The organism is Nocardia vermiculata NBRC 100427 (assembly GCF_001613265.1).
Classification (GTDB): Bacteria; Actinomycetota; Actinomycetes; order Mycobacteriales; family Mycobacteriaceae; genus Nocardia; species Nocardia vermiculata.
Map to the genome: position 1 here is coordinate 22,034 of NZ_BDCA01000033.1, position 23,765 is coordinate 45,798.

The following is a 23,765-nucleotide window of genomic DNA, read 5'->3' on the forward strand; positions in this document are numbered from 1 at the left end:
GAGGTCCGGCCACCGGGGCGGCCCCCATCCGTGCGGACGGATTGGCGCAGGTCTCGGGCAGACTGGCCGGATGGCACGTTCCACCGGGCAACGCCCCGCACCGGAAGATCTGGCCGCCGCGGCGGACCGGACGGTTCCCGACCTGCTGGCACCGGATCTGCGGGTGTTGTTCTGCGGAATCAATCCGGGACTGTGGTCGGGTGCCACCGGCAACCACTTCGCCGGACCCGGAAACCGATTCTGGCCCGCCCTGTACCGGTCCGGGTTCACCTCGCGAGTGTTGCGCCCCGACGAGCGGGAGGAACTACTCGCACTCGGGCTGGGTATCACCAACGTCGCCACCCGCACCACCGCGAAGGCGGACCAGCTCACCCCGCAGGAATTGCGTGACGGCGGCGTGGTGCTCCGCGAGAAGGTGCGGCGACTGCGGCCCCGAGCGCTCGCCGTCCTCGGATTGGGCGCCTACCGCACCGCTTTCGGGCACAAACGAACCACGGTCGGACGGCAATCCGACACCATCGGCGCGACAGAGATCTGGGTGCTGCCCAATCCCAGCGGTCTCAACGCGCACTACACGCTGGATGCGCTGGCCGCCGAGTTCGCGAAGCTGCGGGAGGCAACCGCGGCCGAATGACCCCGGCCGGTGTCACCCCCGCAGAGTGCCCCGTACCGGATTCCGGCACGGGGCACGAGTTCGGATTCGGTCAGCCGGCGACCATGTCACGCTCGACACGAGTGGGAGCGGTGGTGCGCCGCTTCCGCATTCCGGCAGCCAGCATGCCGGTAGCGACGAGACCGAGTGCGGTGATGATGCCGCCGGTCCATTCGTTGTTCCAGATCACCGCTGCGGTGGAGGGGCCCACGACCCATGGCGTGAGCAGCATCCAGATCCCCATCGGCACCAGTGTCCAGCTCAGCCGATGGCATCGTTCGGGCGCCACGACGAGCGCCAGACCGACACCGGCGACCGCGATACCGACGATCAGATTGATCACTGCCAATCTCGACAAACCGCCGGCTGCCCCGGCGACGGGGAACGTGGCGACCACCCACGGTGAGATCACCAGATACAGGCCGGCCAGCATCAGCAGACCGTCGACCGCGACCGCTTGCGGCGCGGCCAGGATCCGGTCGTGCCGCTCCCGGATCTCCACAGCGTCCGGATGATCGGTGAAATCCAGGTGTCGCGACACATTCGCCATGACAAACACCTTCTTTCTGTTGTTATCAACCTCCTCGCCCTGCCCGGCAGGGCAACGACCTACACCCCCATCTTCGGACGATCGGCGGGCGCGGAAAGTCACAGTCGAGAGGCGTTTTCGTCATGTTTCGCGCACGGCCGGATGTCGGATGATCCGGCTACCGGCGGCCGCGCACCGCGTCGACGTACTCCCGCCCTGCGGGACGCTCGGGTACGACGCCCGGAGTTTCCCCGGACGCGGTGCGACACTGGATCCACTTCTCGGCCGTCACCGAAAAGTGTTGCCCACTAGGTATTTCAGGAAGGTACGACATGAACGATCGAGTAGCCGTGGTGATCGGCGGAGCATCGGGGCTCGGCAAGGCCATCGCGCACGCCCTGGCCTCCGACGGATATCTGGTAACGGTGGCCGATCGCGACGGCGCCGGCGCGCAGGGCGTCGCGGCCGAGATCGGGGGCTCCGCCCACACCGTGGACGTCACCGACGAATCCGCGGTGCAGGCGCTGTTCGAGTCGGTCCGAGAGCGAGCGGGTGCGGTCCACGCGGTGGTCAACACGGCCGGACTGAGCAGCTGGTCGCCGATCGTCGACCACGACGTCCAGGAGTTCCGCCGCGTGGTCGACATCAACCTGGTCGGTGCCTTCATCGTGTTGAAACACGCCGGACGGGTAGTGGCCGACGGTGGTGCGCTGGTGTCGCTCTCGTCGCTGAACGGGCGGCAGCCGGGCGAGGGACTGTCCGCCTACTGTGCGGCCAAGGCCGGTCTGTCGATGCTGACCCAGGTGGCCGCGCTGGAACTGGCCCCGCGCGGGATCCGGGTCAACGCGATCGCACCGGGCCTGGTCATCACTCCGCTCACCGAGGCGATCCAGGCCATCCCGGGCGTCACGGAGGACTATGTCGACAACACCCCACTCGGACGCGCCGGGCTACCCGAGGAGATCGCCGCCGCCCTGTATCTGTGCTCGGATCAGGCGGCCTGGATTACCGGCGAGGTACTCGACATCAACGGCGGCGCCCACCTGAAGCGGTACCCGAACCTGCGCACCCATATCGAGGCACTGTCCTGAGCGGCCGGCCACCGCGGCCGCCGATACGATCTCGAGGCTGTGACCTGCGTGGCAGCACGCACGGTTTTGATTAGCTAGGCTAATCAATGTGGATCATTCGCCCCCGAACGTTCAGCACCAGCGTCCGTGGTGACCGAACGATCCGGAACCGGCGGCATGTTCTCCTCGCTGTCCGTCCGCAACTACCGCTACTACTTCGCCGGCCAGGTGGTGTCCAACACCGGCACCTGGATGCAGCGGATCGCACAGGACTGGCTGGTACTCACTCTCACCGGCAGTGCCTTCGCCGTCGGTATCACCACCGCCATGCAGTTCCTGCCAATGCTGTTGTTCGGCCTCTACGGTGGCGTCATCGCCGACCGCTTCCCGAAGCGTGAACTGCTGGTCATCACGCAGGCGGCCATGGGAGTGCTCGCGGCCGTGCTCGGTGTCCTCGCGCTCACCGGCGCTGTCGCGGCCTGGCATGTGTACCTGCTGGCACTGCTGCTGGGCATGGTGACCGTGGTGGACAACCCGACCCGCCAGTCCTTCGTCCCGGAAATGGTCGGCCGGCAACAACTCCGCAACGCAGTCAGCCTGAATTCCGCGAATTTCCAGGCCGCACGGCTCATCGGACCGGCAGTCGCCGGCGTGCTCATCGCCGCGGTCGGGTCCGGCTGGGCCTTCCTCATCAACGCCTGCTCCTTCGTCGCCGTCATCGGCGGGCTGCTCGCCATGCGGAAGTCGGAGTTGCAGCCGGTGCCGCGCCTGCCGCGACAGAAGGGCCAGCTGCGCGAGGGGCTGCGCTACGTCAGATCCCATCCGCAGCTGCTCTGGCCCATCGTCATGGTCGGTTTCATCGGCACCTTCGGGTACAACTTTCCCACCGTATTGTCCGGTTTCGCCTATCACGTCTTCTATGTCGACGCCGGAAAATACGGCCTGCTCAACACCGCGCTGGCCGCGGGCTCGCTGGCCGGCGCCCTGCTGGCGAGCCGTCGCGGCCGGGTGCGACTGCGGATGCTGGTCGGTACCGCCATAGCGTTCGGGCTGCTGGAGGCGGTCACCGCCTTCGCACCGAACTACTGGCTGTTCGCGGCGCTGCTCACCGTCGTCGGCCTGCTCGGACTCACCTTCAACACCACCGGCAATTCGATGGTGCAACTGGAGACGGACCCGTCCATGCGCGGGCGGGTGATGTCGCTGTACATGATGGTGTTCACCGGAGGGACGCCGATCGGCGGACCGGTCGTGGGGTGGGTCACCGAAGAATTCGGCCCCCGGATCGGGCTGTTCGCCTGTGGTGCGGTGTCCGCGGCATCCGCGGCACTGGTCGGGCTGATCCTCGCTCGCACGGCCGGACTGCGCCTGCGCATCTCACGCGCCGGAGTGTCGTTCGTGCCCCGCGAGGTCCGTCCGGCGCCGGCGCAGCCGCACCCGGCGCCCGAGAATCAATTGTCCGAGACCCGCGCGGCCAGCCACTGCGTCAAGGTTTCGGCCGATCGCTCCGCCTGCGCACCGGGAAGCAGACTGTCGGGGCCCGGGACCGCGCCGAAATAGCGTGCCTGCGGGTCGGCGACGACCGGGCGCGGATCCGACTGCGCGGTGAGCGCCGTGCGGATCCACTCGTCCATCCCGAACACCTCCGGCCCGCCGATCTCGATACCACCGCCGGCGGCCGCGGCGGCTGCGGTCCGGGCGACCACCGCAGCCACCTCCCGAGCCGCCATCGGCTGCACTCCCGCGTTCGGCAGCCGCACCGCGCCGTCGACGGTTGCCGAGTCGGCGATACCGGAGGCGAACTCGAAGAATTGGGTCGCGTGCACGATCGAGTACGGCAGGGTCGATCCCTCGATCAGCTGCTCCTGTGCGAGCTTGGCCCGCAGGTACCCCGATTCCGGCAACCGGCCGGTCCCTACCACCGACAAGGCGACGTAATGACCGACGCCGGCCTTCTCTGACGCGGTGAGCAGGTTCGTGGTGGAGGTCCGGAAGAAGTCCATGACATCGTCGTCGGCGAACGAAGGCGAATTCGAGACGTCCACGACGACGGCCGCACCGCGCACCGCGGCGTCGAGCCCGTCGCCGGTCAGGGAGTTCACCCCCGTCCTGGGCGACGCGGCCACGGTTTCGTGGCCCTGCTCTCCCAGCCGCCCGACAACCGTCGAACCGATCAGCCCGGTTCCCCCGATGACGACTACCTTCATAACCGCACCTTCCTTCCGAGATGAATTGTCCCGAGATGAATTGTGGAGGCCACGTCCCCGGCGAAGCTTATGCTCGGGCGCGGTACGCGCGGACCGAACCGGGAGCACGAACCAGGTTCTTCGCCGAAACGAGATCTCACGTCCGGACGGCGTCGGCCGATCGGGCCGGGATACTCGACACCAGCCAGTCGATCGACGAGGAGGATGTTCGTGTCCGCACTGTTCTTACTCGAAGCGGGTCAGGAACCGGCAGTGTCACTGCGGGGTTTCGTGCGCCGGCACCCGTGGATCCGGCTCAGTACGGATCCGCTGTTCCTGCAGCACGATCGCGGCGCCGCGGCGCGGCGGGTCGCCCTCGTCTCCGGTGGCGGATCCGGTCACGAACCGATGCATGCCGGATTCGTCGGTCCGGGGATGCTGGATGCCGCCGTGCCGGGGAAGATCTTCGCTTCGCCGCACAATCGACAGGTCTACGAGGCGAGTAAGGCCGTCGCTCGCGACGGCGGGGTACTGCACATCGTGAAGAACTACACCGGAGACAAGATCAACTTCGGCATCGCGGCCGAACGGCTCGCCGCCGACGGGATCGAGGTCGCCCGGGTGCTCGTCGACGACGATGTCGCCACCGAATCCGACGCGACCGCGACCGGCCGGCGTGGCACGGCCGCAACCATCGTCGTGGAGAAGCTTCTCGGCGCTGCCGCCGACCGCGGTGACGACCTGAACTCACTCACCGCGCTGGGCCGCGACGTGGCCGCGCGCAGCCGCAGCATCGCGGTGGCCTCCGCGGCGCTGACCTCACCGCACACCGGGACGCGAACCTTCGAACTCGAACCCGGTCAGCTCGAATACGGGGTGGGTATCCACGGTGAACGCGCCGCCGCATCGATCGCGCGGCCGCCGCTCACCGAACTCGTCGAGCGCATGGTCACCGATATCCTCGGCTCGCTCCCCGCCGGCAACCGAGACCCGTTGTTACTGTTGGTCAACGGGCTCGGTGCGACCACCGATCTCGAGCTCTGCACGGTGCTCGAACTCGCCGCGCGCCGGCTCACCGACCTGGGTCACGAGATCGCGGCGGTGGAGTTCGGCACGTTCGTCGCGGCACTGGACATGAGCGGTTTCTCGATCACCCTGACCCGCCTCACCGACGGCCTGCTCGAGCTCTGGCAGGCCCCGACCGGCGCACCCGCATGGAAGGACCAGCGACGATGACCAGCGCGGCAACGACAACTCTCGACGCCACCGTCCCTCGGCTGCACGAGGCGTTCGTGTCGGCGGAGCCGGTGTTGACCGCACTGGACGAGATCGCCGGTGACGGGGACTTCGGGGTCAACCTCCGGGACGGCTTCACCGAGGTCACCCAGCGGCTGTCCGGGCCGGACTCCCCGTCCCCGTGGGACGCGGTGCGCGCGGTGTTCCTCGACGAGGTCGGCGGGACGAGTGGCCCTCTGTTCGGATTGCTGTTCCAGGCACTCGGTGTCCGAGCGGCACAGTCGGATACCTATGCCGACGCACTACGGCTCGGCCTCGCCGACGGACTCGCCGCCATCGAGCGCGTCGGTGAGGCGCAGGTCGGTGACCGGACCATGGTCGATGCGCTGGCACCCGCCGTCGAGACGGCCGCCACGGACCGCGACGATCATGCCGCGCTGGTGAACTCCGCAGTGGAGGGGGCGTTGTCCACGTCCTCCCTGCGGGCACGCCGCGGCCGCGCCAGCTACCTCGCCGAGCGTGCAGTCGGGCACCCCGACCCGGGCGCGATCGGTATGGCGCTGCTGTTGTGTGTCCTGGCGGAGCCGATCACCGCACCGGAGACGACCGCACGGGAACGTACCCGCCTGCTCGAGGCGGCAGCTCGTGCGGCACCGGCCCGCGACGACACGTGACGCCCGCGGCGAGTACTGCCGGGAACAACTAGCCTGGGCGAGGTGACGATCACCGAGTTACCCTTCGGGTCCTGGCCGACTTCCACCACGTCCGCACATGTCGTCAGCGCCGCGGTGCGTCTCGGTGAGGTGCGGGTGGACGGGGTCGACGTGTACTGGTCGGAAGGCCGTCCGGCCGAAGGAGGCCGGACCCAGATCGTGCGCCGCACTCCCGACGGAACCCGTACCGACCTGTTGCCGGAGGGGATGAACGCGCGTACTGCGGTGCACGAATACGGTGGCGCCGCATGGTGGGTGCGCGACGGGGTGCTGTATTTCGTCGACTGGGCCGATCAGCGGCTGTACCGGATCGAGCCCGGGGGTGCACCGGTCGCGCTCACCGGCGCACCCGCCGTGGCGCGCGGGGATCGTTACGCCGACGGCGCATTCGGTCCGGACGGCACCCTCGTGGCGATCCGGGAGCGCCATCCGGCCGGCGGACGGGGTGCGATCGATGTGCGCAACGAGATCGTGCGCTTGTCCGCCGACCGGCAGTCGGAACCCGAAGTTCTCGTCGACAGCTCGGATTTCGCGGTCGCACCGCGCCCGAGTCCGGACGGCGCCCGGCTGGCCGTGATCACGTGGGACCATCCGTCGATGCCGTGGGACGACACGGTGCTGCGGGTTCGTGATCTCGCCGACGGCACGGAGACCGTCGTCGCGGGCGGGCCGGGCGAATCGGTGCAGGAACCGCGCTGGTGCGACGACGGCTCCCTGTTGTTCCTGTCCGACCGCAACGGCTGGTGGAACCTCTATCGCTGGACACCGGGCGGCGACATCGAGACCGTCATCGAGGTGGATGCCGAAATCGGTGTTCCCGCCTGGCAGCTGGGCTCCGCGCGCTATGCCGTACTCGGCGATCGGGGCATCGTGTTCGCGCGGTGGCGTGATGGTTACGACGGACTGGCCCTGCGCCTGCCGGACGGATCGGTCCGTGATCTGGACGTCCCGTTCTCGGCGATCGCCGCGGTCGAGCGTGCCGACGAGAACTCGGTGGTCGTGGTAGCGGGCACGCCCACCACCGAATTCGGTGTCTATCGCCTCGGATTCGGCAACGGTCCCGGCATCGACATCGACATCGACACCCTGCGCGCGGCACGCGATTCGGAGATCGACGAGGCCGACATCTCGGTGCCCGAGCCGATCTCGTTCCCGTCGACCGACGACACCGGAGCAACGCGCACCGCGCATGCGCTGTTCTATCCACCCGCGAACTCCCGATACCGCGCTCCCGACGGGGAACTACCACCACTGCTGGTCGTGATCCACGGTGGTCCCACCTCACAGGCGATCCCAGTACTCGCCTCGAGCACTCAGTACTGGACCAGCCGCGGAATCGCGGTCGTGGACGTAAATTACGGCGGTTCCACCGGCTACGGCCGCAGCTACCGGACGTTGCTGCGTGGATCCTGGGGCGTGGTGGACGTGGCCGACTGTATCGCCGCGGCGCGGTGGCTCGCGGACACCGGCCGGGTCGACCCGCAGCGGCTCGCCATCCGCGGCGGTTCGGCCGGCGGCTACACCACACTCACCGCGCTGACCCGAACGGACACCCCGTTCGCGGCGGGCGCCGATCATTTCGGCGTCGCCGACCTCGAGGCGCTCGCCGCCGAGACGCACAAATTCGAGAGCCGGTATCTGGACGGCCTGGTCGGGGAATATCCGGCCGAACGGGAGCGCTACCGCGAACGGTCGCCGATCCACCACGTCGACCGATTCCGCAGCCCACTGATCGTGCTGCAGGGCAGCGAGGACGCGGTGGTACCACCCAACCAGTCCCAGATGATCGTCGACGCACTGCGTGAGCGCCGGATCCCGGTCGCGTATCTCCTCTTCGAGGGGGAACAGCACGGCTTCCGACGTTCGGAGAACATTCGGAAGGCTCTGGATTCCGAATTGAGTTTCTACGGGCAGGTATTCGGATTCGAACTACCCGCCCGCGAAGGAATCGAACCGGTGGCGGTCGAGAACCTCGACACCGCCTCCATCGGTGCGGCACTGGGAGGGTGATCATGGCAACGGAACGAATGGTCGAGACCAACGGTGTGTCGCTGCGGGTCACCGAAGCCGGCGACGCGAACGCGCCGGTAGTCGTAGCGGCCCACGGCTTTCCGGAACTGGCCTACTCGTGGCGGCATCAGATCCCGGCCCTGGCTGCCGCGGGCTATCACGTCCTGGCCCCCGACCAGCGCGGGTACGGCGGGTCGTCGCGGCCCGAGGCCGTCGAGGACTACAACATCGTGGAACTGACCGGCGATATCGCCGGCCTGCTCGACGCGGTCGGCGCCGAGCGGGCCGTGCTCGTCGGGCACGATTGGGGCTCCCCCGTCGTCACGAACTTCGCGCTGCTGCACCCGCACCGCGTCGCCGGGGTGGTCACGCTGAGCGTGCGGCCCGTGCCGCGCCCGCAGGCTCCCCCCACTCGCATCTGGCGCAAGAAATTCGGGGACAACTTCTTCTACATTCTCTACTTCCAGGAACCCGGCCTCGCCGATGCGGAATTGAACGGCGACCCGGCCCGCACCATGCGCAGGATGATCGGCGGTCTCGGCGGTGGTGCCTTCGCGGCGCCGCAGATGGGTGCCCCCGGGTCTGCCGGCTTCATCGATCGGTTGCCCGAACCCGAGGCGCTGCCGGGCTGGATCACCCGGTCCGAACTCGACCATTACATCGACGAGTTCTCGCGCACCGGCTTCACCGGCGGGCTCAACTGGTACCGGAACTTCGATCGCAACTGGGAACTCACCGAACAGACTCCGGCCGCAACCATTGCGGTGCCGACGCTGTTCCTCGGCGGCAGCGACGACCCGGTTCTCGCGACCAGCTCACCCGAGCGGATCCCCGAGGTGGTGTCGGGCGCCTACCGCGAAGTGGTGATCGACGGCGCCGGTCACTGGCTGCAACAGGAAAAACCCGACGAGGTGAACCGGGAGCTGCTCGGCTTCCTGGACGGACTGCCTCCGTGGTGAGCCGCGTGCCCGGCCTCGCGGTCCTGCCCGACGGCGGCCCCGCATCGCCCGGATGTCCGCGGCGGGCCGCCGCCGCGACCTCGTGATCCGGCCCCCGTCGGCAGCGGAGCCGGTGTCGTTCCTGCGGACATCGTGGTCGACCGATCCGTTCGCGTTGTGTTCCTACTCGTTCCAGGCGCCGAGTCGGCTGGGTGTGGATATGCGCACGATGCTGGCCGAACCGGTGGACGGACGAGTGTTCTTCGCCGGCGAAGCGACGTCGGTGGATGCGCCGGCCACCACACGTGGGGCGCTGGAATCCGGGCGGCGCGCGGCGCGCGAGATCCACCGCACCGCCCGGCCGGGCGCCCGGGTCGTGGTGGTGGGCGCCGGTTTCGCGGGTCTGGGCTGTGCACACGCCCTGGAGCGGTTCGGGTTCGACGTGCAGGTGGTCGAGGCGCGCAGCCGCGTCGGCGGACGGGTCTGGACGCGTCGAATCGCCGGAGTGCCGGTTGAATTGGGCGCCTCGTGGATTCACGGTGCCGAACGTAATCCGATGGCGGCACTGTTGCGACGCAGCGGTGGGCGGGGATACGAGGTCGACTACGACAACATCGTCGGAGGAGACGAGGCCGCGATGGCCGAACTCGACGAGTATCTCGAGGCCCTCGACGACGTCGAGGACCCGGATGTCACGGCCGTGTCGGCCCTGCTTCCCGACCCGATGCCGGCCGCCGTGCAGTACGCCACGAACCTCGCCTATGCGCAGGAATACGGCTGCGAGCCCGCCGAACTCGCGGTCGCGGCCGATCAGGGCTGGTTCGGCGGCGGGGCCGGGGCGGATCTGTTGCTGCTCGACGGATACGACCGCTTGATCGCGCACCTGCAGGGCCGGCGGGCAGTACAGGCCAACACCGTCGTCGCCACGGTCTCGCACACCGCCACCGGCGTGCGTCTCGGAACGGCGGACGGCGGGCACCTCGACGCCGACGCGGTGGTACTCACGGTGCCGATCGGCGTGCTCAAAGCGTCGGCGATCGAGTTCTCCCCGCCGCTGCCCGACGGCAAACAGGAAGCGATCGCCGCACTCGGCGCCGGGCTGCTGGACAAGCTGTGGCTGGAGTTCGATTCCGTGTTCTGGGATCCCGAGCCCGAATTCATCGAGTGGCGCGACCCGGATGCACCGGGCCTGTGGTCGCTGTGGCTCAACGGATATGCCGTCTTCGGGCACCCCCTGCTGCTGGGTTTCAACGGTGGAGCTCAGGCGCGGGCGCTGGCCGGGGCCACCGATCGCGAGGTCGTGGCCGGCGCTCTGCACGCCCTCGGCCACCCCGATTTCCCCCTCCGCTAGCCGGCTCGGAACCTCGCCGCGACGACGAGGCCCTGATTCGTTCCCGGGATCCCGGGCGTTTCCACTGGCCGGAAGCGCCGTATCCCGATGCCCGGCAAGCTTCTACGCTGCATTGAATGGTTGCTCGGCCGACCTGAATGCGTAGGTAGCGATATGTCAGTTTCTATATCCGACAGCGATTCCCCTTCCGCAGGGACCGGCAGCGAACCCGGCGGCTCGACCGGATACTGGACCGGAATTCTGCTCATCCTGGTACTTCTCACCGAGCAGGCGTCGCTGGCGTTCGCGCTGTTCACACCCGCACTGCCGAAGATCGCCGCGAAATATCAGACGACCGAAGTCGTGTGGGTGATGACGGCACTGGTCCTGGCCGCCGCGATCGCCTCCCCGATCCTGGGCAAACTCGCCGACATCCACGGCAAGAAGCGGATCCTGGTGGTCACCGCGATGATCGCCGGGCTCGGCGCCTTCATCTCGGCGGTCGCGCCCACCTTTCCCATTCTGCTGATCGGCCGATTCCTGTCGGGCGCGGGTTTCGCGTTCACCGCACTCGGCTATTCGCTGATCCGCGACGTCTTTCCGGCGCGGCTGCAGCCCATGTCGATTTCCATCGCGAACACCGGCGTCGGCATCATCGCGGTGGCCGCGCCGTTGATCTCCGGTTTTCTCCTCGACCACGTGGGAGTGTCGTCGATCTTCTGGTTCTCGTTCGCACTGTGTGCGGTCGGTGGCCTGCTCACCCTGTTCTTCGTTCCCGAAACCACTGTCCGAGCACACGTCTCGGTCGACTGGCTGGGCGCCTTCCTGCTCACGGTCGCCCTGTTCACCGTCATGCTCGCCCTGTCACTGGGGGCCGAATGGGGCTGGGCCAGTGGCAGGACACTCGGCACGCTTGCTGTGACGGTCGTTTTCGCCGTCGCCTGGGTGCTCTGGGAACGGCGCGCACGCGAACCGCTGATCAGCATCCCGATGCTTGCCGGCCGGAAGGTGGGAATCACGCTGTTGGCCGGCGGTATCGCCTACGGCGCCACAACTCTCATAGCGACCCTGATGCCGATGCTGCTGCAGACTCCGAAGGACGCGGGCGGCTACGGATTCGGGCTGTCGGTAACCGGCATGGCGCTGTGGATGTTGCCCGGCGGTGTTCTCATCGTCCTCGGTGGAGTGTTCGTCGGCGCCACCGCGCGGTGGATCGGCTTCCGGACGCAGCTGATCATCGGCGCAGGCCTGATCGCGATCGGCGCCGTCCTGCTGGCGACCACCCCCGACCAACCGTGGCAAGTGGTCTCCGCCTACGGCATCATCGGGTTCGGGTCGATGATCTACGCTGCCGTGCCCAACCTCGTGCTACTCGGACTGGACGAGGAACAGCGCGCCATCGGGGCCAACTTCACCGGCCTGTCACAGTCCATGTTCGGCGGCATGCTCTCCTCACTGGGCTTCGCGTTCCTGGCTCAGCACATGCTCGCGGTGTCCCCTGCGGGCCCGGTCTACAGCTCCGACGGCTTCATGGTGGCATTCCTGGTCGCCGGCGGTGCCGCCGCGATCGGCGCACTCCTCGCCCTCGGCATCACCGTCGGCCGCGTACGGCGATAGGCGATCATCGGTTCAGGGGTTTTCCGCGTCGTAGACATCGCGCGCCCGTTCGATGGCAGGCAGGTACTCGGCCGCCCATGCCAGCACGGCATCCACCGGTTGCCGCAGTGTTTTGCCGAGCGGGCTGATCCGGTACTCGACCGCGACGGGGCGAGTGCCGGTGACAACTCGTTCGATCACGCCGTTGCGCTCGAGCCGGCGCAGGGTCGCGGTCAGCGATTTCTGGGTGACTGCGGGAATGGCGCGGCGCAGTTCGTTGAACCGGCACGGGCGTTCGCACAGTTCGTTGAGAATGCTGAGCGACCATTTGTCGAGCACCTGATCGAGCAGTTCGCGGTGCGCGGTATCTATTCGCAATTCGTCGTGCGCGGTATCCATGCCGAAACCTGGTTTCGTTGAAGTGTCCTCTTGCTACTAAGTATCGTAGCGATACCTGAAAAGAGGAGAGATGAGGACCATGACCGTCGAGCACTTCACCCCCGCAGGCATGCTGCAGCCGACCCCCTACCACCACGTCGCGATCGGCAGCGGATCGAAGCATGTGCACATCAGCGGGCAAGTGGCACGGCGCGCCGACGGCACCCCCGTCGCACCCGGCGATCTTGCCGGACAAGTCGCCGAGGCACTGCGCAATACCGCGATCGGCCTGTCCGCGGCGGGCGCGTCCTTTGCCGACGTCGTACGCCTGACGTTCTACGTCACCCGATGGAGCCCGGAGCAGATCGGCCGGTTCATGGCCGGGGTCGAATCCGTCGCAGGAGAGATCGGTCTCCCGATACCGATGCCCCCGGCCTCGCTCATCGGCGTCGAGTACCTGTTCGAAGCCGATGTGCGGGTCGAGGTCGAGGCGACCGCGATACTCGACTGACCGATCCGGATGCCGAGCAGGGCCGGTTACGCTGCGCTGCCGACGGCCTCCTTCGGGGAGCGCACCATCGCCGCAGCGGCGATCAATACCACCGACAGCACCGCCGCGACGAGGAATGCGGTGTGCACGCCGTGCGCTGCCGCCCCGATCGGTGCGGTGCCCTCGCCGAGTGCCGACTCGGTGCCGCGCGTCATCATCGTCACGAACAGCGCGGTCCCCGCCGCACCCGCGACCTGCTGCACAGTGCTGACCGTCGCGCTGCCGTGGGAGTACAACTCCGCCGGCAGCGACCCCAGCGCCGAGGTCATCAACGGGCTCAGAGCACAGCTGATCCCCGCACTGACGATCACGTGCGCGGCGATCACGAGAGCGATCGAGGAGTGGGTCGAGGCATGCGCGCCCGGTGGCGGCGACCCGGATCTGGCCTCGATCTACCGCACGGTCTGCGCCCGCCTGCGATCGCTGTGATAGCGGGTGAGACCTCAGCTCAACTGAGTGAGCAAGCGCCGCAGCGCCGGCACGGCGGATTCCACCGCCCTGCGGTCGGCTTCCGGTAGTCGCGCCAGTGTTTCGTGCAACATGGCCGCGCTGGCGCGATCGTAGCGATCCAGCAGCTCGCGCGCCCGCACGGAAGCGATGAGCATCGCCCCGCGGCCGTCCTCCGGAGTCGGCAACCGTTCGACGAGCTTCGCGGTCGTCATGGCCCGCAGCAGATTGCTGATGGTGGACTGCGCCATATTCAATTCGGCCGCCGCCCGGCTCGGCGGCAGCCCCCCGGTCGCCACCAGCAGCCGGAGCAACTCGATCTGCGCCTCCGGCAGGTCCGGCAAATCTTCGGCGGCGCGGGTACGCCGCAGGACAGCGCGCCGCAACGGACCGAGCACGGCACTCAGCTGAGCCTCTACCGGAATGGGCGGGGTCGGATCCGATCGGGCGGTCGAAGGCTGCTCCACATCGCTATTGTGCCGTGCGCTTCGACGGCTCCGGAGCTGCGACGACGGAAAAGGCGCACAACGACACCGTTTTCGCGGAAACACCGCTGCGGAAGACCTGGGCAGCCTAAAGTGCTTTTGTCGCAAAACTACATGAAGGCAGGGAGTTCACATGCCGATCCGCACCCCCTGGCGCACCGGAATGCGGTGGCTGCCGTCGATCCTCATCAGCGCCGTTGCGCTTGCGGTGGCAACCATCACACCGCCCGTCCAGGCCGCACCTCCGGCGGGTGCGGAGCCCGTGGTGACCGTGACCGGCGGACAGATCCGCGGTGCGCGCGCAGACGGGGTCGTCCGGTATCTAGGAGTGCCGTTCGCGCACGCCGGGCGCTTCGCACCCCCACAACCGGCACCGGCATGGCCAGGGGTGCGCCCTGCGGTCGACCACGGCCCGCAGTGTGCGCAATCGTCCCCGGTCCCGGGGGTGGCACTGCAGCCGTCGAGCGAAGAGTGTCTCAGCATCGACCTCTACGTGCCCGAACACCCGGCCGGCACCACACTTCCGGTGATGGTATGGCTCTACGGCGGCGCGTTCGTGCTCGGATCCAATGCCCAATACGATGCTCCGACCCGGCTCGTCCGCGATGGCCGAGTGATCGTCGCCGTTCCGAATTATCGCGTCGGACCCTTCGGATTTCTGGCCCTACCCGAGCTGGCCGCCGAGAATGACGGCGCGACAGGGACCTACGGCGTCATGGATCAGCAGGCAGCACTGCGCTGGATCCGCGACAACGCCGCCGGCTTCGGTGGAGATCCCGCTAATGTCACCCTGTTCGGCGAATCGGCCGGCGGCATGAGCGTATGCACTCAGCTCGCCTCTCCCACAGCTCGCGGTCTGTTCGCCAAGGCGATCGTCGAAAGCGGTTCGTGCGCACGAAGTCCGCTCGCGCCGCCCACCCGAGGGCTCGCCTATCAGCGATCAGCCGACTACGCCTCCAGCCTGGGGTGCGCCGACCCCACCACCCGGGCGGCCTGTTTACGGGCACTGCCCCTCGATCGGCTCCTCGACTCCCCCACAACCCAGCTCAACACCATGGCCGTCACCTGGAGCCCGGTGCGTGACGGGGTAGTGGTGACCGATACCCCCGAGAACGCCTTGGCGGCCGGTGCCGCGCGTGACATCCCCCTGGTGGTGGGCAGCAACGCGGAGGAGGGTGCGACATTCATCGCCCTGCTCGACTATGCGCACGGCACCACCCCCTCGGCGATCGACTACACCGGGTGGGTGCGAGAACTGTTCGGCGAGAACACCGATCGCATTCTCCAGCGCTATCCGGGATCCACCTTTCCCACCCCTGCCGCTGCCAAGGAACGCGTGCTCACCGACGGATTCTTCGCCTGCCCGGCACAATTCACAGCCGAGGCCGCCCGGCGCGGCGGCACAGCCGTATGGCGGTACCAGTTCAATGACGCCCTCCTACCCACCAATCCGCTACTGCCGGGCGCGTTCCACGGCGCCGAAGTCCCGTATGTATTCTCCGCGCTCATGGGCCTGCCCATCCCGTTGCCGCCTGCCGCCGACCGGCTTTCGCGTGACATTCAGGACAGCTGGGCGCAATTCGCCTATACAGGCAATCCCGAGACACCGGCACTCACCCCCTGGCCCAACGACGATGCCGACACTACTCTGGAACTCGCGCGCAGCCATATCGGACTCGCGGACACCTTCGCCGCACAGCATCACTGCGACCTGTGGGCCGGCATCGATCACATCGGTTAGCGGCCGCACAACGAGTCTTGCTCCTGCCGGCGCGACCGAGGCCCACCACCGGTCGCCACACCGCGACCACCGTCTGCCGAGCACCGCCTCCACACCCGCAGGTGACATCGGCTCTGCGGCGTGAGCGACGCCGGTTCCGGACGGTCCGGCTCAGGGCATGCGGGCAGACACGCCCGCACCGATCTCCACCGTGTGACCGGTGACGTGCCGGGCCTCCGGTGAGGCGAGATAGATCGCCGCGGCCGTAATGTCCTCCGGCTCCGTCCATGGGACGCCCAGCGGGTTCAGCTTGGCGTACCGGCCGCGGACCTGCTCCCGTGTGGGTCCGTCCAAATCCGGCGCAAACAGTGAATACATGGCGGGGTTGTGCACCATATCCGTCGAAACGGTGCCGGGGCAGATGATATTCGCGGTCACACCGGTGCCCGCCAATTCCAGAGCGAGGGTCTTGGTCAGCCCGATCACGCCCCATTTTGCCGCGACGTAGTGGCCCAGGTTGGGGGTGCCGGAGCGCCCGCCCATCGAGGAGATCGTGATGATCCGCCCCCACTGCTGTGCGGTCATGATCGGGGCGACGGCCCGTATCGTGTTGAACACTCCGGTCAAGTCGATATCGAGCATCGTCTGCCACTGCGCGTCCGACAGCTCGGTCACCGGTGCGAAACTGACCACGCCCGCATTGGCGATGCATACGTCGATCCGGCCGAAGGTCTCGACCGCAGTGTCGACGACTTCACGCATACGGGCCGAATCGCGAACGTCCGCTTGGACTGTCAGGCAACGCGCACCGGCCCGCTCCACCAGCGACCGGGTTTCCTCGAGATCGTCGCCGGTGGCGAGTCCGTAGGGCACGGTGTCGACCTCGGCGCACAGGTCGACGGCGACGATCGAGGCTCCGCGGCGGGCGAATTCGACTGCATGGCTGCGACCTTGCCCGCGGGCCGCACCGGTGATCAGCACTGTCGTCCCGGCACGGTCGCCGGCGGTCTCGGTGGTGTGCTCGAAATGTGTCATCGGATCCGGTATGTCCTCACGGCGGTGTCGGTATAGAAGGACTGTTGCTCGGCGGCGGACGCTTCGCCGAGCAGGACGGCGAGCGTGTCGATCCATTGCCGGTAGCTGCCGGCCACCGTTTCGATCGGCATGTTCGAGCCGAACATCACTCGGTCCCAGCCGAACTCGGCAATCGCCGTCTCGACCCAGGGGCGCAGCACATCGACCGACAGGTCGGTGGTCGTCATCCCCAGACCCGTGACCTTGCACGTGCTGCCGGGCCGTTCGGCGCAGTGGCGGATCGCCTCCTGCCAGGCGCGGAAGCCGTCGTTGTCGGTCGTGCTCGGCCATCCGGTGTGTTCGAGCACGACGGGAAGCTGCGGATGCTCGGCGAGTACATCGAGCCACCGGTGCATGTCCTCGGGGCCGGTCACCAGGTCGAACACATAGCCGTGGCGTTGCAACCACGACAGCACGGTCGCCGCCGCACCGGATTCGGGTTCCAGACCCGACAGCACCCGTATTCCGCGGAAGCGGGCACGACTTGCCTGCTGCTCCAGGTCGGCGAGGAGCGCGTCGCGGTCGAGGCCGGGGTCGACACTGCCGATCATCACCAGCTCCAGTCCGTCGCGGTCGGCGAGTTCGTCGACCCACCGTGCCTCGTCGAGGTAGGCGCGCGCAGCGGTGGTCGCCGACACGTGCACGAACTTCTCGACCGGTAGCCCACCCGCCGCGGCCCGATAGTCCGCGGGGAGGAAATCCGCGTACAGGTCGTGGACCCCGGCCTGCTCCGCGAAGGGCCGCAATGCGGTGTACCAATCATTTTCGCTGACCTGCCACAGATGCATATGCGCATCGACGACTCCAGTGACCATCGTGTACTCCTCACCAGCTGTGCAATGTGGGCATGACCCGCTCTGCGAACCGGGCGACCGCGTCGTACCCCTCACCTCGCAGGTCGATGCCCGGGTGTGGGCCGAACAGCACCAGGTCGGTCAGCCCGAGCCCACGTACGTGCGGTTCGAGAGTTTCGAGAACCAGGTCCGCGGTGCCGATCAATTCGTTGGCTCGGTATGTCTCGGCCGACGGCGCCAAGCCGTATTCGAGATCCGGGTCGCCGAATTCCGAGCGAATCGTGCGGTAGTAGTCCCACCGGTGGTGGTAGTGGTGTTTGTTCCGCTGCCACACGGCGTCGGGTTCTTCGTCGGTGACGGTGATGCTCCACGGATTCGATACCCGCGTCGACCCCCGTGCGATCCCGGCCGAGTCGAGCGCCGCGTGATACGCCGCATGCACGGCCGGATCGACGCTGGCCGCAGCGAGATTCGCTCCGTGCCGACCGGCGCGCTCGGCCGCCGCAACGGTGGTCGCGGCGACCCAGATCGGCGGGTGCGGTTGCTGGACAGGTGTGGGTTGAACCCGGACGTCGTCCAGGGTGTAGTGCCGGCCGTGATGGGAGAACGACTGACCGGACCAGCCCTGCGGAAGGATATCGAGGGCCTCTTCCATCCGGGACGGACGCGTCTTCGGATCGAGCCCGAATGCTCGGTATTCGGCGAGGCTGTGACCGATCCCGAGACCCACGTCCAGACGCCCGCCGGAGAGTTGGTCGAGCACCGCCGTCTCCTGAGCGAGAGCCAGCGGATGATGCAACGGCGCGACATAGATGTACGAGCCGACTCGGGCCGTCGTCGTCCGTGTCGCCAGCGAACCCAGAAATACCGGCATGGAGGGGCCGTAACCGTCGGAAGTGAAGAAGTGCTCCTGGACCAGCAACGAATCGAAGCCGAGCTTCTCGGCCTGCTCGAACAGCCACAGGCAGTCGCTCCACATCTGCTGCCAGGATTCCTCGCGATACGGCGACTTGCGCATCTCCAACGTCAAACCCACCCGCATGAACACACCTCCGGAAGCATCGGTCCCACCATCCTGCGATGGCACGAACTCGGATCGCCAATACCGATATTTCCGTGATCTAGTATGTGGACATGCTGGATCTGGTCAGCCTGCGCGACCTCCAATACATCGTCGCGGTCGACCGGGAACGCAGCATCACTCGCGCGGCCGCCGCGATCCCGATGGCCCAGCCCGCATTGAGTCAGGCGATCGCGCGGATCGAGCGCCGCCTCGGTGTCACGCTGTTCCGGCGTACGAGCCGCACCGTCGTACCGACCGCCGCCGGCAGCCTGCTCGCCGACCGAGCGCGGACCATCCTGACCGACATCCACCACGCCGTGCGCGATACGCGCGCGGCCGGCGGCCACCAGCACGTGCGTATCCACGTCACCGAACCGTCACTGACGGTGCCCCGCCGGGTCTTCGCGGCCGTGCGCAGCGCCCTCCCGGACACGGCGGTACGCCAGATGACGGTGCCGCGGTCGCAGGTGGCCGACATGCTCGCGAGCGGAGAACTCACACTCGCCGTCGGACCGCGCGAAGACGGCGCCCGCATCGAGGCGGGCCGGCTGTGCCGAGAACGCGTCGTCGCCGTCATGTCCGACACACATCCACTGGCCGCGGCGCGAGCCGTCACACCGGCGCAAGTCGTGGCGTATCCGATCGTGACGATCGACGACGACATGAGCGACTGGAATGCGACCGTCACCCGCTATCTCACCCGCGCCGGCCACATTCCGCAGTGGACCGGATCCTCGGCGTTCGGCGCCGTTGCCGCAGCGGACCTGACCAACGAAACACAGGCCGTCTTCCTGGCCATCGAATCGATCGCGCGCAGCCAGCCTGCGGGGCGCACCTACCGCCCGTTCACACCCAACTGGCAGATCACCTGGTTTCTCAACTGGCACCGCGACACCGCGAACGCCACATTCGCCGAAACCGTCGTCGGCGCAGTACGGCGGAGCTTTCGGCCGTCCGACACCAGCGACGGCGAATAGCTCCCGCTCGGAGCACCCACCGCTCCATCGACCGCGATCGGTGCCCTTCGGACGAGCGAGCCCGGGTGCACCACCGAATTGCCGGCGCACGACAACCGACCGGCGCGTGTTCGACCACACGTTCGAAGCCTGTTCCCATAAGGGGCGAATCACACCTGGCAGACAACGGGACACCGGTGCCGGCTCGTGATCGCGCCGATACACACAGACGCGACGGCGGCAATACACAGGCAACAAGCTGCAGTGCTGGATTCTTCTAAAAATGTTGGACTGCAACACGTTCCGGTATGGTCGTCCAGCGTGCCCACACAACACATGCCAGGTGGTCCCACAGCAGGCAGCAGAAAGGGACACAACGCGACACCATGCGCGAGGGTCGTGCGTTGAGCAATACAGATCCGAGATTCCAGGGTGGCACTCCCGGCCCGCGCAGGTCCCCGGAGTCCACCACCGCCCCCGTCCGGCTCGACGACCCCGCGTTCGCGGCCGACCCCCACCACATGTACCGAACCATGCGCCGGCACGGCCCGCTGGTGCCGGTCGAACTGTCCGCCGGAGTGCCCGCGACGCTCGTGGTCGGCTATCAGGTGGCCGTGCAGATCCTCAACGACGAGCACCACTTCCCCGCCGACCCGCGTAGATGGGAGAACAACGCCGGCCCGGGGTGTCCGATGGTGCCGATGCTGGGCTATCGCCAGAATGCGTTGCGCACCGCGGGGGTGGAACACGAGCGCTACCGGCGCACCATCATCGCGGCATTGGATACCGTCAACCTGCACACGGTGCACGACACGGTCGCGCGGGCGGCCGAAACACTGATCAACGGCTTCTGCGAACGCGGGACCGCGGATCTGCAGATGGACTACGCCTACCCGCTGACCTTCCGGGTCATCAGTGAGCTGATGGGATTTCCCGAAGATGCCGCGGCCGCGGCATATCAGGGAATGGCGGCGATGCTGGAAGGCGAAGGCGCCGAAGAGGGGCAGCAGCGTTTCGTCGAGGCACTCGTCGGCGTCGTCCAGCAGAAGCAGGCCGAGCCCGGCGACGACCTGACCTCACAGCTGCTGCAGCATCCAGACGGGCTCGACCTGATGGAGATGGTGAATCAGGCGGCACTGCTGTTCTCGATGGGCACGGAGCCGACCTGCAATCTCATCCTCAACGCGTTGCTGCTGTTGATGACCGACGGACAATACGGCGGCGAGATCCTCAGTGGCGCCATGGCCACCCGGGACGCCATCGATGCCGTGCTGTTCGAGGACCCACCGCTGGCGAACTGGTGCGTGAGCTATCCCAAGCAGCCGCAACTGGTCGGCGATAGGTGGCTGCCGGCCGATCAACCGGTGGTCGTCAGCTTGGCCGCGTGCAACAACGATCCGTCCGTCGCCGGCGGCGACCGTAAGGGCAACCGGTCACATCTGGCGTGGGGCGCCGGACCGCACGCCTGTCCGGCACAGCCGCTCGCACTGACGATCGCCTCGCAGGCCATCGATCTACTGCTCGACGCACTACCCGATATCCGTTCGCAAGTGCCTGTGCAGCAACTGGATTGGCGACCGGGACAGTTCCACCGCGCGGTGGCGGCACTTCCGGTCCGGTTTCCGGCCTGCCCGCCGATGCGTCTCACCTGACCGCCCGCATACCGGTCGGTAAGGAATCGGAACCACCAACGCGCGCAAGGATATTCCGCTAACCTCCAGACATCGCACGCCGTCTCGTCGAAAGGCAGATCTCACGGATGACAACGACCTCGCAGCACTCCGCATCCTCGTCCCGGCAGCACGCTCGCGAGATCGACGCAGTTGTCGTCGGCGCCGGATTCGCCGGTCTGCACATGCTGTACAAGCTGCGCGGCCTCGGGCTGTCGGTGCAGGTGTACGAAGCGGGCGACGGGATCGGCGGCACCTGGTATTGGAACCGCTATCCGGGTGCGCGCGTCGACGTGAAGAGCATGTACTACAACTACTCCTTCGACCCCGAGCTCGAGCAGGAGTGGGAGTGGACGGAGAAGCTGCCGCCGCAGCCGGAGTTGCTCCGGTACATCAACCACGTCGCGGACCGCTTCGATCTGCGTAAGGACGTGCAGTTGCGCACCCGGGTCACCGCCGCGGTGTACGACGAGTCCACCGCGCGGTGGCAGATCACGACCGATCGGGGCGAGCTCGTGTCGGCGCGATTCGTGATCATGGCGACAGGTTGCCTGTCGGCGCCGAAGCTGGTGGAGATCCCGGGCGTCGAGACGTTCCGGGGTCGCAGTTTCCACACCGGTAACTGGCCCGAGCAGGAGGTGGATTTCACCGGTCGGCGGGTTGCGGTGATCGGCACCGGTTCCTCTGGTGTGCAAGTCATTCCGCTCATCGCCGAATCGGCCGGACAGCTCACCGTATTCCAGCGAACCCCGAACTATGTTCTCCCCGCCGGCAATCACACGATCGATCCCGACTTCCAACGCGACATCAAGTCCCGCTATCGCGAAGTGCGCAAGGCCAATCGGGAATCGTCGTTCGGTATCGCGCGCCCCGAAGCCACCAAGGGTGCACTCGAGGTGAGTGAGGAGGAGCGCAACGCCTTCTACCGCGCGGTGTGGGACGACAAGAACAGCGAACTGGTCAGCATGCTGACCGGCTTCACCGACACCCTCCTCGACGAGAGGTCGAACGAGACTGCAGCCCAGTTCATTCGGGACCGAATCGCCGAGATCGTCGAGGATCCGGCGGTGGCTCGGATACTGCAGCCCGCCGGACTGTTCGGCGTCAAACGTCCGGTCCTGGGGACGCGCTATTACGAAACCTTCAATCGCTCCAATGTCCGGCTCGTGGACGTCGCCGCGACCCCGCTCACCTCGATCACCGAGTCCGGACTCGCGACGACGGAGGAAAATTTCGAGTTCGACGACATCATCTACGCCACCGGATACGACGCGATGACCGGCGCGCTGGACGCGATCGACATCCGCGGCCGGGAGGGTGCGTCACTGCGCGAGAAATGGGCCGCCGGTCCCGTCACCTACCTCGGCCTCACCGTGGCGGGCTTTCCGAACCTGTTCACGATCACCGGCCCGGGCAGCCCCTCGGTCCTGTCGAACATGCTGGTTTCCATCGAGCAGCACGTCGACTGGGTGGGCGATGCCATCGACGCGCTGCGTTCCAAGGGTGTCACGACCATCGAGGCCGAACCCGCCGCGGAGCAGGAATGGACCCGCCACGTCGACGAGGCCGGCAACATGACGCTGTACCCGAAGGTGGACTCCTGGTACGTCGGATCGAACGTGCCGGGCAAACCGAGGGTGATGTACGCCTACATCGGCGGTGTCGGCGCCTACCGCGAGAAGTGCGAGCAGGTCGCCGCGGACGACTATGCGGGGTTCACTCTGAGCCGTTGATCGGGCCCCTGCCGCTGCCGGCGGGCCGATGCGGCCGGTAGCAGCAGGGTATCGGTTGTCGCCGCGACGCCGCTGCCGAAGCGGCAGTCGTACTTGTCGTCATCCCGTGGCGAGCAGAAGGCTGCAGCGCTGAGCGGCCGAGCTCGTCACGGCTGCGCTCAGGGCGCGTGAGATTCGAACAACCTGCTGCCGCAACGGCAGTCAGACGGCATCGAACACGATGATTCCGCCGATCCTGTTGCCGAGGCGTACGAAGCGGGGCACCTCCGAACCGGCTGCTCCGGGCGGCATGATACGCGGGTTACACACCGTGACGGTACCGCCGCGAAGACGCAGCCGCGCCTCGCCGGCAGCGACCACGTTCCGGGCCCACTGGGTCTCACCGTGCAGCAGCAGGACCGCCAGCACCCCGCCGCGACGTGAGATCTTGACCGGCGTCTCGTATCTGTTTCCCGATCTGCGGCCGACATGCTCGACCACGGCGTACCCCGGTAGCGACGGCCCGACACGCCGCATCCAGGGATTCACGTACCGCACGCCCAGCCGATCGATCCACTTCGGGAAGAAGTGCGGCAGTGAACCATCGATGCTCGTCATATCGATCAGAGTAGGGGCGTGCGGCCCCTCGATCCGAG

General features: G+C 67.4%; 24 protein-coding genes. 15 read left to right on the top strand and 9 right to left on the bottom strand.

Features of this window, described 5'->3' with window-relative positions; all coding sequences use genetic code 11:
- Positions 1-70 precede the first annotated feature (70 nt).
- Complete coding sequence (mug, locus tag NV2_RS25995) at positions 71-634, top strand: G/U mismatch-specific DNA glycosylase (RefSeq protein WP_067879900.1); 564 nt, start codon at positions 71-73, stop codon at positions 632-634.
- 70 nt (positions 635-704) lie between these two features.
- Here mug and NV2_RS26000 read toward each other — a convergent pair whose 3' ends face one another.
- Positions 705-1,202: an SPW repeat protein gene (locus tag NV2_RS26000; RefSeq protein ID WP_067879903.1), complete on the bottom strand. Its 498-nt coding sequence runs from the start codon at positions 1,200-1,202 to the stop codon at positions 705-707.
- 311 nt (positions 1,203-1,513) lie between these two features.
- Here NV2_RS26000 and NV2_RS26005 point away from each other — a divergent pair, with 311 nt between their 5' ends.
- Both NV2_RS26005 and NV2_RS26010 read left to right on the top strand, forming a co-directional pair.
- Positions 1,514-2,272, top strand: a complete 759-nt coding sequence (locus NV2_RS26005; RefSeq protein ID WP_067879905.1) for an SDR family NAD(P)-dependent oxidoreductase — start codon at positions 1,514-1,516, stop codon at positions 2,270-2,272.
- 129 nt (positions 2,273-2,401) lie between these two features.
- Positions 2,402-3,811: an MFS transporter gene (locus tag NV2_RS26010; RefSeq protein WP_245662787.1), complete on the top strand. Its 1,410-nt coding sequence runs from the start codon at positions 2,402-2,404 to the stop codon at positions 3,809-3,811.
- On the opposite strand, the gene NV2_RS26015 is transcribed toward NV2_RS26010, so the two are convergent.
- The gene (locus NV2_RS26015) at positions 3,703-4,458 is read right to left on the bottom strand and encodes an SDR family oxidoreductase (RefSeq protein ID WP_067879908.1); all 756 of its coding nucleotides are present in this window, start codon (positions 4,456-4,458) and stop codon (positions 3,703-3,705) included. The two genes, NV2_RS26010 and NV2_RS26015, sit on opposite strands and share 109 nt — an antisense overlap.
- A gap of 210 nt (positions 4,459-4,668) precedes the next feature.
- Here NV2_RS26015 and NV2_RS26020 point away from each other — a divergent pair, with 210 nt between their 5' ends.
- From NV2_RS26020 to NV2_RS26045, 6 genes are all read left to right on the top strand, one after another.
- A complete protein-coding gene (locus tag NV2_RS26020; protein ID WP_067880049.1) occupies positions 4,669-5,673 on the top strand; it encodes a dihydroxyacetone kinase subunit DhaK in 1,005 nt (334 codons plus the stop codon).
- Positions 5,670-6,347, top strand: coding sequence for a dihydroxyacetone kinase subunit DhaL (gene dhaL / locus NV2_RS26025; protein ID WP_067879911.1), 678 nt, complete (start codon positions 5,670-5,672; stop codon positions 6,345-6,347). The genes NV2_RS26020 and dhaL overlap by 4 nt, the downstream gene beginning before the upstream one ends.
- 42 nt (positions 6,348-6,389) lie before the next feature.
- Complete coding sequence (locus NV2_RS26030) at positions 6,390-8,396, top strand: S9 family peptidase (RefSeq protein ID WP_210749831.1); 2,007 nt, start codon at positions 6,390-6,392, stop codon at positions 8,394-8,396.
- A gap of 2 nt (positions 8,397-8,398) precedes the next feature.
- The gene (locus NV2_RS26035) at positions 8,399-9,355 is read left to right on the top strand and encodes an alpha/beta fold hydrolase (protein ID WP_067879917.1); all 957 of its coding nucleotides are present in this window, start codon (positions 8,399-8,401) and stop codon (positions 9,353-9,355) included.
- A 52-nt stretch (positions 9,356-9,407) separates the two neighbouring features.
- The gene (locus tag NV2_RS26040) at positions 9,408-10,685 is read left to right on the top strand and encodes an FAD-dependent oxidoreductase (RefSeq protein ID WP_067879920.1); all 1,278 of its coding nucleotides are present in this window, start codon (positions 9,408-9,410) and stop codon (positions 10,683-10,685) included.
- A gap of 153 nt (positions 10,686-10,838) precedes the next feature.
- Complete coding sequence (locus NV2_RS26045) at positions 10,839-12,281, top strand: MFS transporter (RefSeq protein WP_067879923.1); 1,443 nt, start codon at positions 10,839-10,841, stop codon at positions 12,279-12,281.
- Between the two features lie 12 nt (positions 12,282-12,293).
- On the opposite strand, the gene NV2_RS26050 is transcribed toward NV2_RS26045, so the two are convergent.
- A complete protein-coding gene (locus NV2_RS26050) occupies positions 12,294-12,659 on the bottom strand; it encodes a winged helix-turn-helix transcriptional regulator (RefSeq protein WP_067879926.1) in 366 nt (121 codons plus the stop codon).
- Positions 12,660-12,738: 79 nt separating this feature from the next.
- On the opposite strand from NV2_RS26050, the gene NV2_RS26055 reads away from it, so the two are divergent.
- Entirely contained in the window at positions 12,739-13,149 is a 411-nt protein-coding gene (locus NV2_RS26055) for a RidA family protein (protein ID WP_067879929.1), read from the top strand.
- A gap of 26 nt (positions 13,150-13,175) precedes the next feature.
- Here the strand turns inward: NV2_RS26055 and NV2_RS32460 are convergent, their stop codons facing one another.
- Positions 13,176-13,391 carry a hypothetical protein gene (locus NV2_RS32460; RefSeq protein WP_067879932.1) on the bottom strand — a complete coding sequence of 72 codons (216 nt, stop codon included), beginning with the start codon at positions 13,389-13,391 and terminating at the stop codon, positions 13,176-13,178.
- A 1-nt stretch (position 13,392) separates the two neighbouring features.
- On the opposite strand from NV2_RS32460, the gene NV2_RS32465 reads away from it, so the two are divergent.
- Positions 13,393-13,617 (top strand): hypothetical protein, encoded by a 225-nt coding sequence (locus NV2_RS32465; protein WP_067879935.1) that lies wholly within the window; start codon positions 13,393-13,395, stop codon positions 13,615-13,617.
- Positions 13,618-13,631: 14 nt separating this feature from the next.
- On the opposite strand, the gene NV2_RS26070 is transcribed toward NV2_RS32465, so the two are convergent.
- Positions 13,632-14,102, bottom strand: coding sequence for a MarR family winged helix-turn-helix transcriptional regulator (locus NV2_RS26070; RefSeq protein WP_210749830.1), 471 nt, complete (start codon positions 14,100-14,102; stop codon positions 13,632-13,634).
- Positions 14,103-14,253: 151 nt separating this feature from the next.
- Between NV2_RS26070 and NV2_RS26075 the strand changes: the two genes are divergently transcribed.
- Positions 14,254-15,861, top strand: a complete 1,608-nt coding sequence (locus NV2_RS26075) for a carboxylesterase/lipase family protein (RefSeq protein WP_067879938.1) — start codon at positions 14,254-14,256, stop codon at positions 15,859-15,861.
- A 150-nt stretch (positions 15,862-16,011) separates the two neighbouring features.
- Here the strand turns inward: NV2_RS26075 and NV2_RS26080 are convergent, their stop codons facing one another.
- The 3 genes from NV2_RS26080 to NV2_RS26090 are packed head-to-tail and all read right to left on the bottom strand — an operon-like array spanning position 16,012 to position 18,750.
- Positions 16,012-16,875 (bottom strand): mycofactocin-coupled SDR family oxidoreductase, encoded by an 864-nt coding sequence (locus NV2_RS26080; RefSeq protein WP_067879941.1) that lies wholly within the window; start codon positions 16,873-16,875, stop codon positions 16,012-16,014.
- Positions 16,872-17,729 carry an amidohydrolase family protein gene (locus NV2_RS26085; RefSeq protein ID WP_084475478.1) on the bottom strand — a complete coding sequence of 286 codons (858 nt, stop codon included), beginning with the start codon at positions 17,727-17,729 and terminating at the stop codon, positions 16,872-16,874. The genes NV2_RS26080 and NV2_RS26085 overlap by 4 nt, the downstream gene beginning before the upstream one ends.
- Positions 17,730-17,739: 10 nt before the next feature.
- Entirely contained in the window at positions 17,740-18,750 is a 1,011-nt protein-coding gene (locus NV2_RS26090) for an LLM class flavin-dependent oxidoreductase (RefSeq protein ID WP_157103100.1), read from the bottom strand.
- A 92-nt stretch (positions 18,751-18,842) separates the two neighbouring features.
- Between NV2_RS26090 and NV2_RS32755 the strand changes: the two genes are divergently transcribed.
- The 3 genes from NV2_RS32755 to NV2_RS26105 all read left to right on the top strand — a co-directional run bounded on the left by NV2_RS32755 (position 18,843) and on the right by NV2_RS26105 (position 23,130).
- Positions 18,843-19,748, top strand: a complete 906-nt coding sequence (locus tag NV2_RS32755; protein WP_067879950.1) for a LysR family transcriptional regulator — start codon at positions 18,843-18,845, stop codon at positions 19,746-19,748.
- A gap of 383 nt (positions 19,749-20,131) precedes the next feature.
- Positions 20,132-21,379, top strand: coding sequence for a cytochrome P450 family protein (locus NV2_RS26100; RefSeq protein WP_084475485.1), 1,248 nt, complete (start codon positions 20,132-20,134; stop codon positions 21,377-21,379).
- A 107-nt stretch (positions 21,380-21,486) separates the two neighbouring features.
- On the top strand, positions 21,487-23,130 hold the full coding sequence (locus NV2_RS26105; RefSeq protein ID WP_067879953.1) for a flavin-containing monooxygenase: 1,644 nt from the start codon (positions 21,487-21,489) through the stop codon (positions 23,128-23,130).
- 201 nt (positions 23,131-23,331) lie between these two features.
- Here NV2_RS26105 and NV2_RS26110 read toward each other — a convergent pair whose 3' ends face one another.
- Positions 23,332-23,727 carry a nitroreductase family deazaflavin-dependent oxidoreductase gene (locus NV2_RS26110; RefSeq protein ID WP_067879955.1) on the bottom strand — a complete coding sequence of 132 codons (396 nt, stop codon included), beginning with the start codon at positions 23,725-23,727 and terminating at the stop codon, positions 23,332-23,334.
- Between the last annotated feature and the right edge of the window lie 38 nt (positions 23,728-23,765).

Excerpts from the sequence above, each read along its gene's own strand:
- mug (WP_067879900.1), top strand. The coding sequence starts at position 71 with ATGGCACGTTCCACCGGGCAACGCCCCGCACCGGAAGATCTGGCCGCC.
- NV2_RS26000 (WP_067879903.1), bottom strand. The coding sequence starts at position 1,202 with ATGGCGAATGTGTCGCGACACCTGGATTTCACCGATCATCCGGACGCT.
- NV2_RS26005 (WP_067879905.1), top strand. The coding sequence starts at position 1,514 with ATGAACGATCGAGTAGCCGTGGTGATCGGCGGAGCATCGGGGCTCGGC.
- NV2_RS26015 (WP_067879908.1), bottom strand. The coding sequence starts at position 4,458 with ATGAAGGTAGTCGTCATCGGGGGAACCGGGCTGATCGGTTCGACGGTT.
- dhaL (WP_067879911.1), top strand. The coding sequence starts at position 5,670 with ATGACCAGCGCGGCAACGACAACTCTCGACGCCACCGTCCCTCGGCTG.
- NV2_RS26035 (WP_067879917.1), top strand. The coding sequence starts at position 8,399 with ATGGCAACGGAACGAATGGTCGAGACCAACGGTGTGTCGCTGCGGGTC.
- NV2_RS26040 (WP_067879920.1), top strand. The coding sequence starts at position 9,408 with ATGTCCGCGGCGGGCCGCCGCCGCGACCTCGTGATCCGGCCCCCGTCG.
- NV2_RS26045 (WP_067879923.1), top strand. The coding sequence starts at position 10,839 with ATGTCAGTTTCTATATCCGACAGCGATTCCCCTTCCGCAGGGACCGGC.
- NV2_RS26050 (WP_067879926.1), bottom strand. The coding sequence starts at position 12,659 with ATGGATACCGCGCACGACGAATTGCGAATAGATACCGCGCACCGCGAA.
- NV2_RS26055 (WP_067879929.1), top strand. The coding sequence starts at position 12,739 with ATGACCGTCGAGCACTTCACCCCCGCAGGCATGCTGCAGCCGACCCCC.
- NV2_RS26075 (WP_067879938.1), top strand. The coding sequence starts at position 14,254 with ATGCCGATCCGCACCCCCTGGCGCACCGGAATGCGGTGGCTGCCGTCG.
- NV2_RS26080 (WP_067879941.1), bottom strand. The coding sequence starts at position 16,875 with ATGACACATTTCGAGCACACCACCGAGACCGCCGGCGACCGTGCCGGG.
- NV2_RS26085 (WP_084475478.1), bottom strand. The coding sequence starts at position 17,729 with ATGGTCACTGGAGTCGTCGATGCGCATATGCATCTGTGGCAGGTCAGC.
- NV2_RS26090 (WP_157103100.1), bottom strand. The coding sequence starts at position 18,750 with ATGCGGGTGGGTTTGACGTTGGAGATGCGCAAGTCGCCGTATCGCGAG.
- NV2_RS32755 (WP_067879950.1), top strand. The coding sequence starts at position 18,843 with ATGCTGGATCTGGTCAGCCTGCGCGACCTCCAATACATCGTCGCGGTC.
- NV2_RS26105 (WP_067879953.1), top strand. The coding sequence starts at position 21,487 with ATGACAACGACCTCGCAGCACTCCGCATCCTCGTCCCGGCAGCACGCT.
- NV2_RS26110 (WP_067879955.1), bottom strand. The coding sequence starts at position 23,727 with ATGACGAGCATCGATGGTTCACTGCCGCACTTCTTCCCGAAGTGGATC.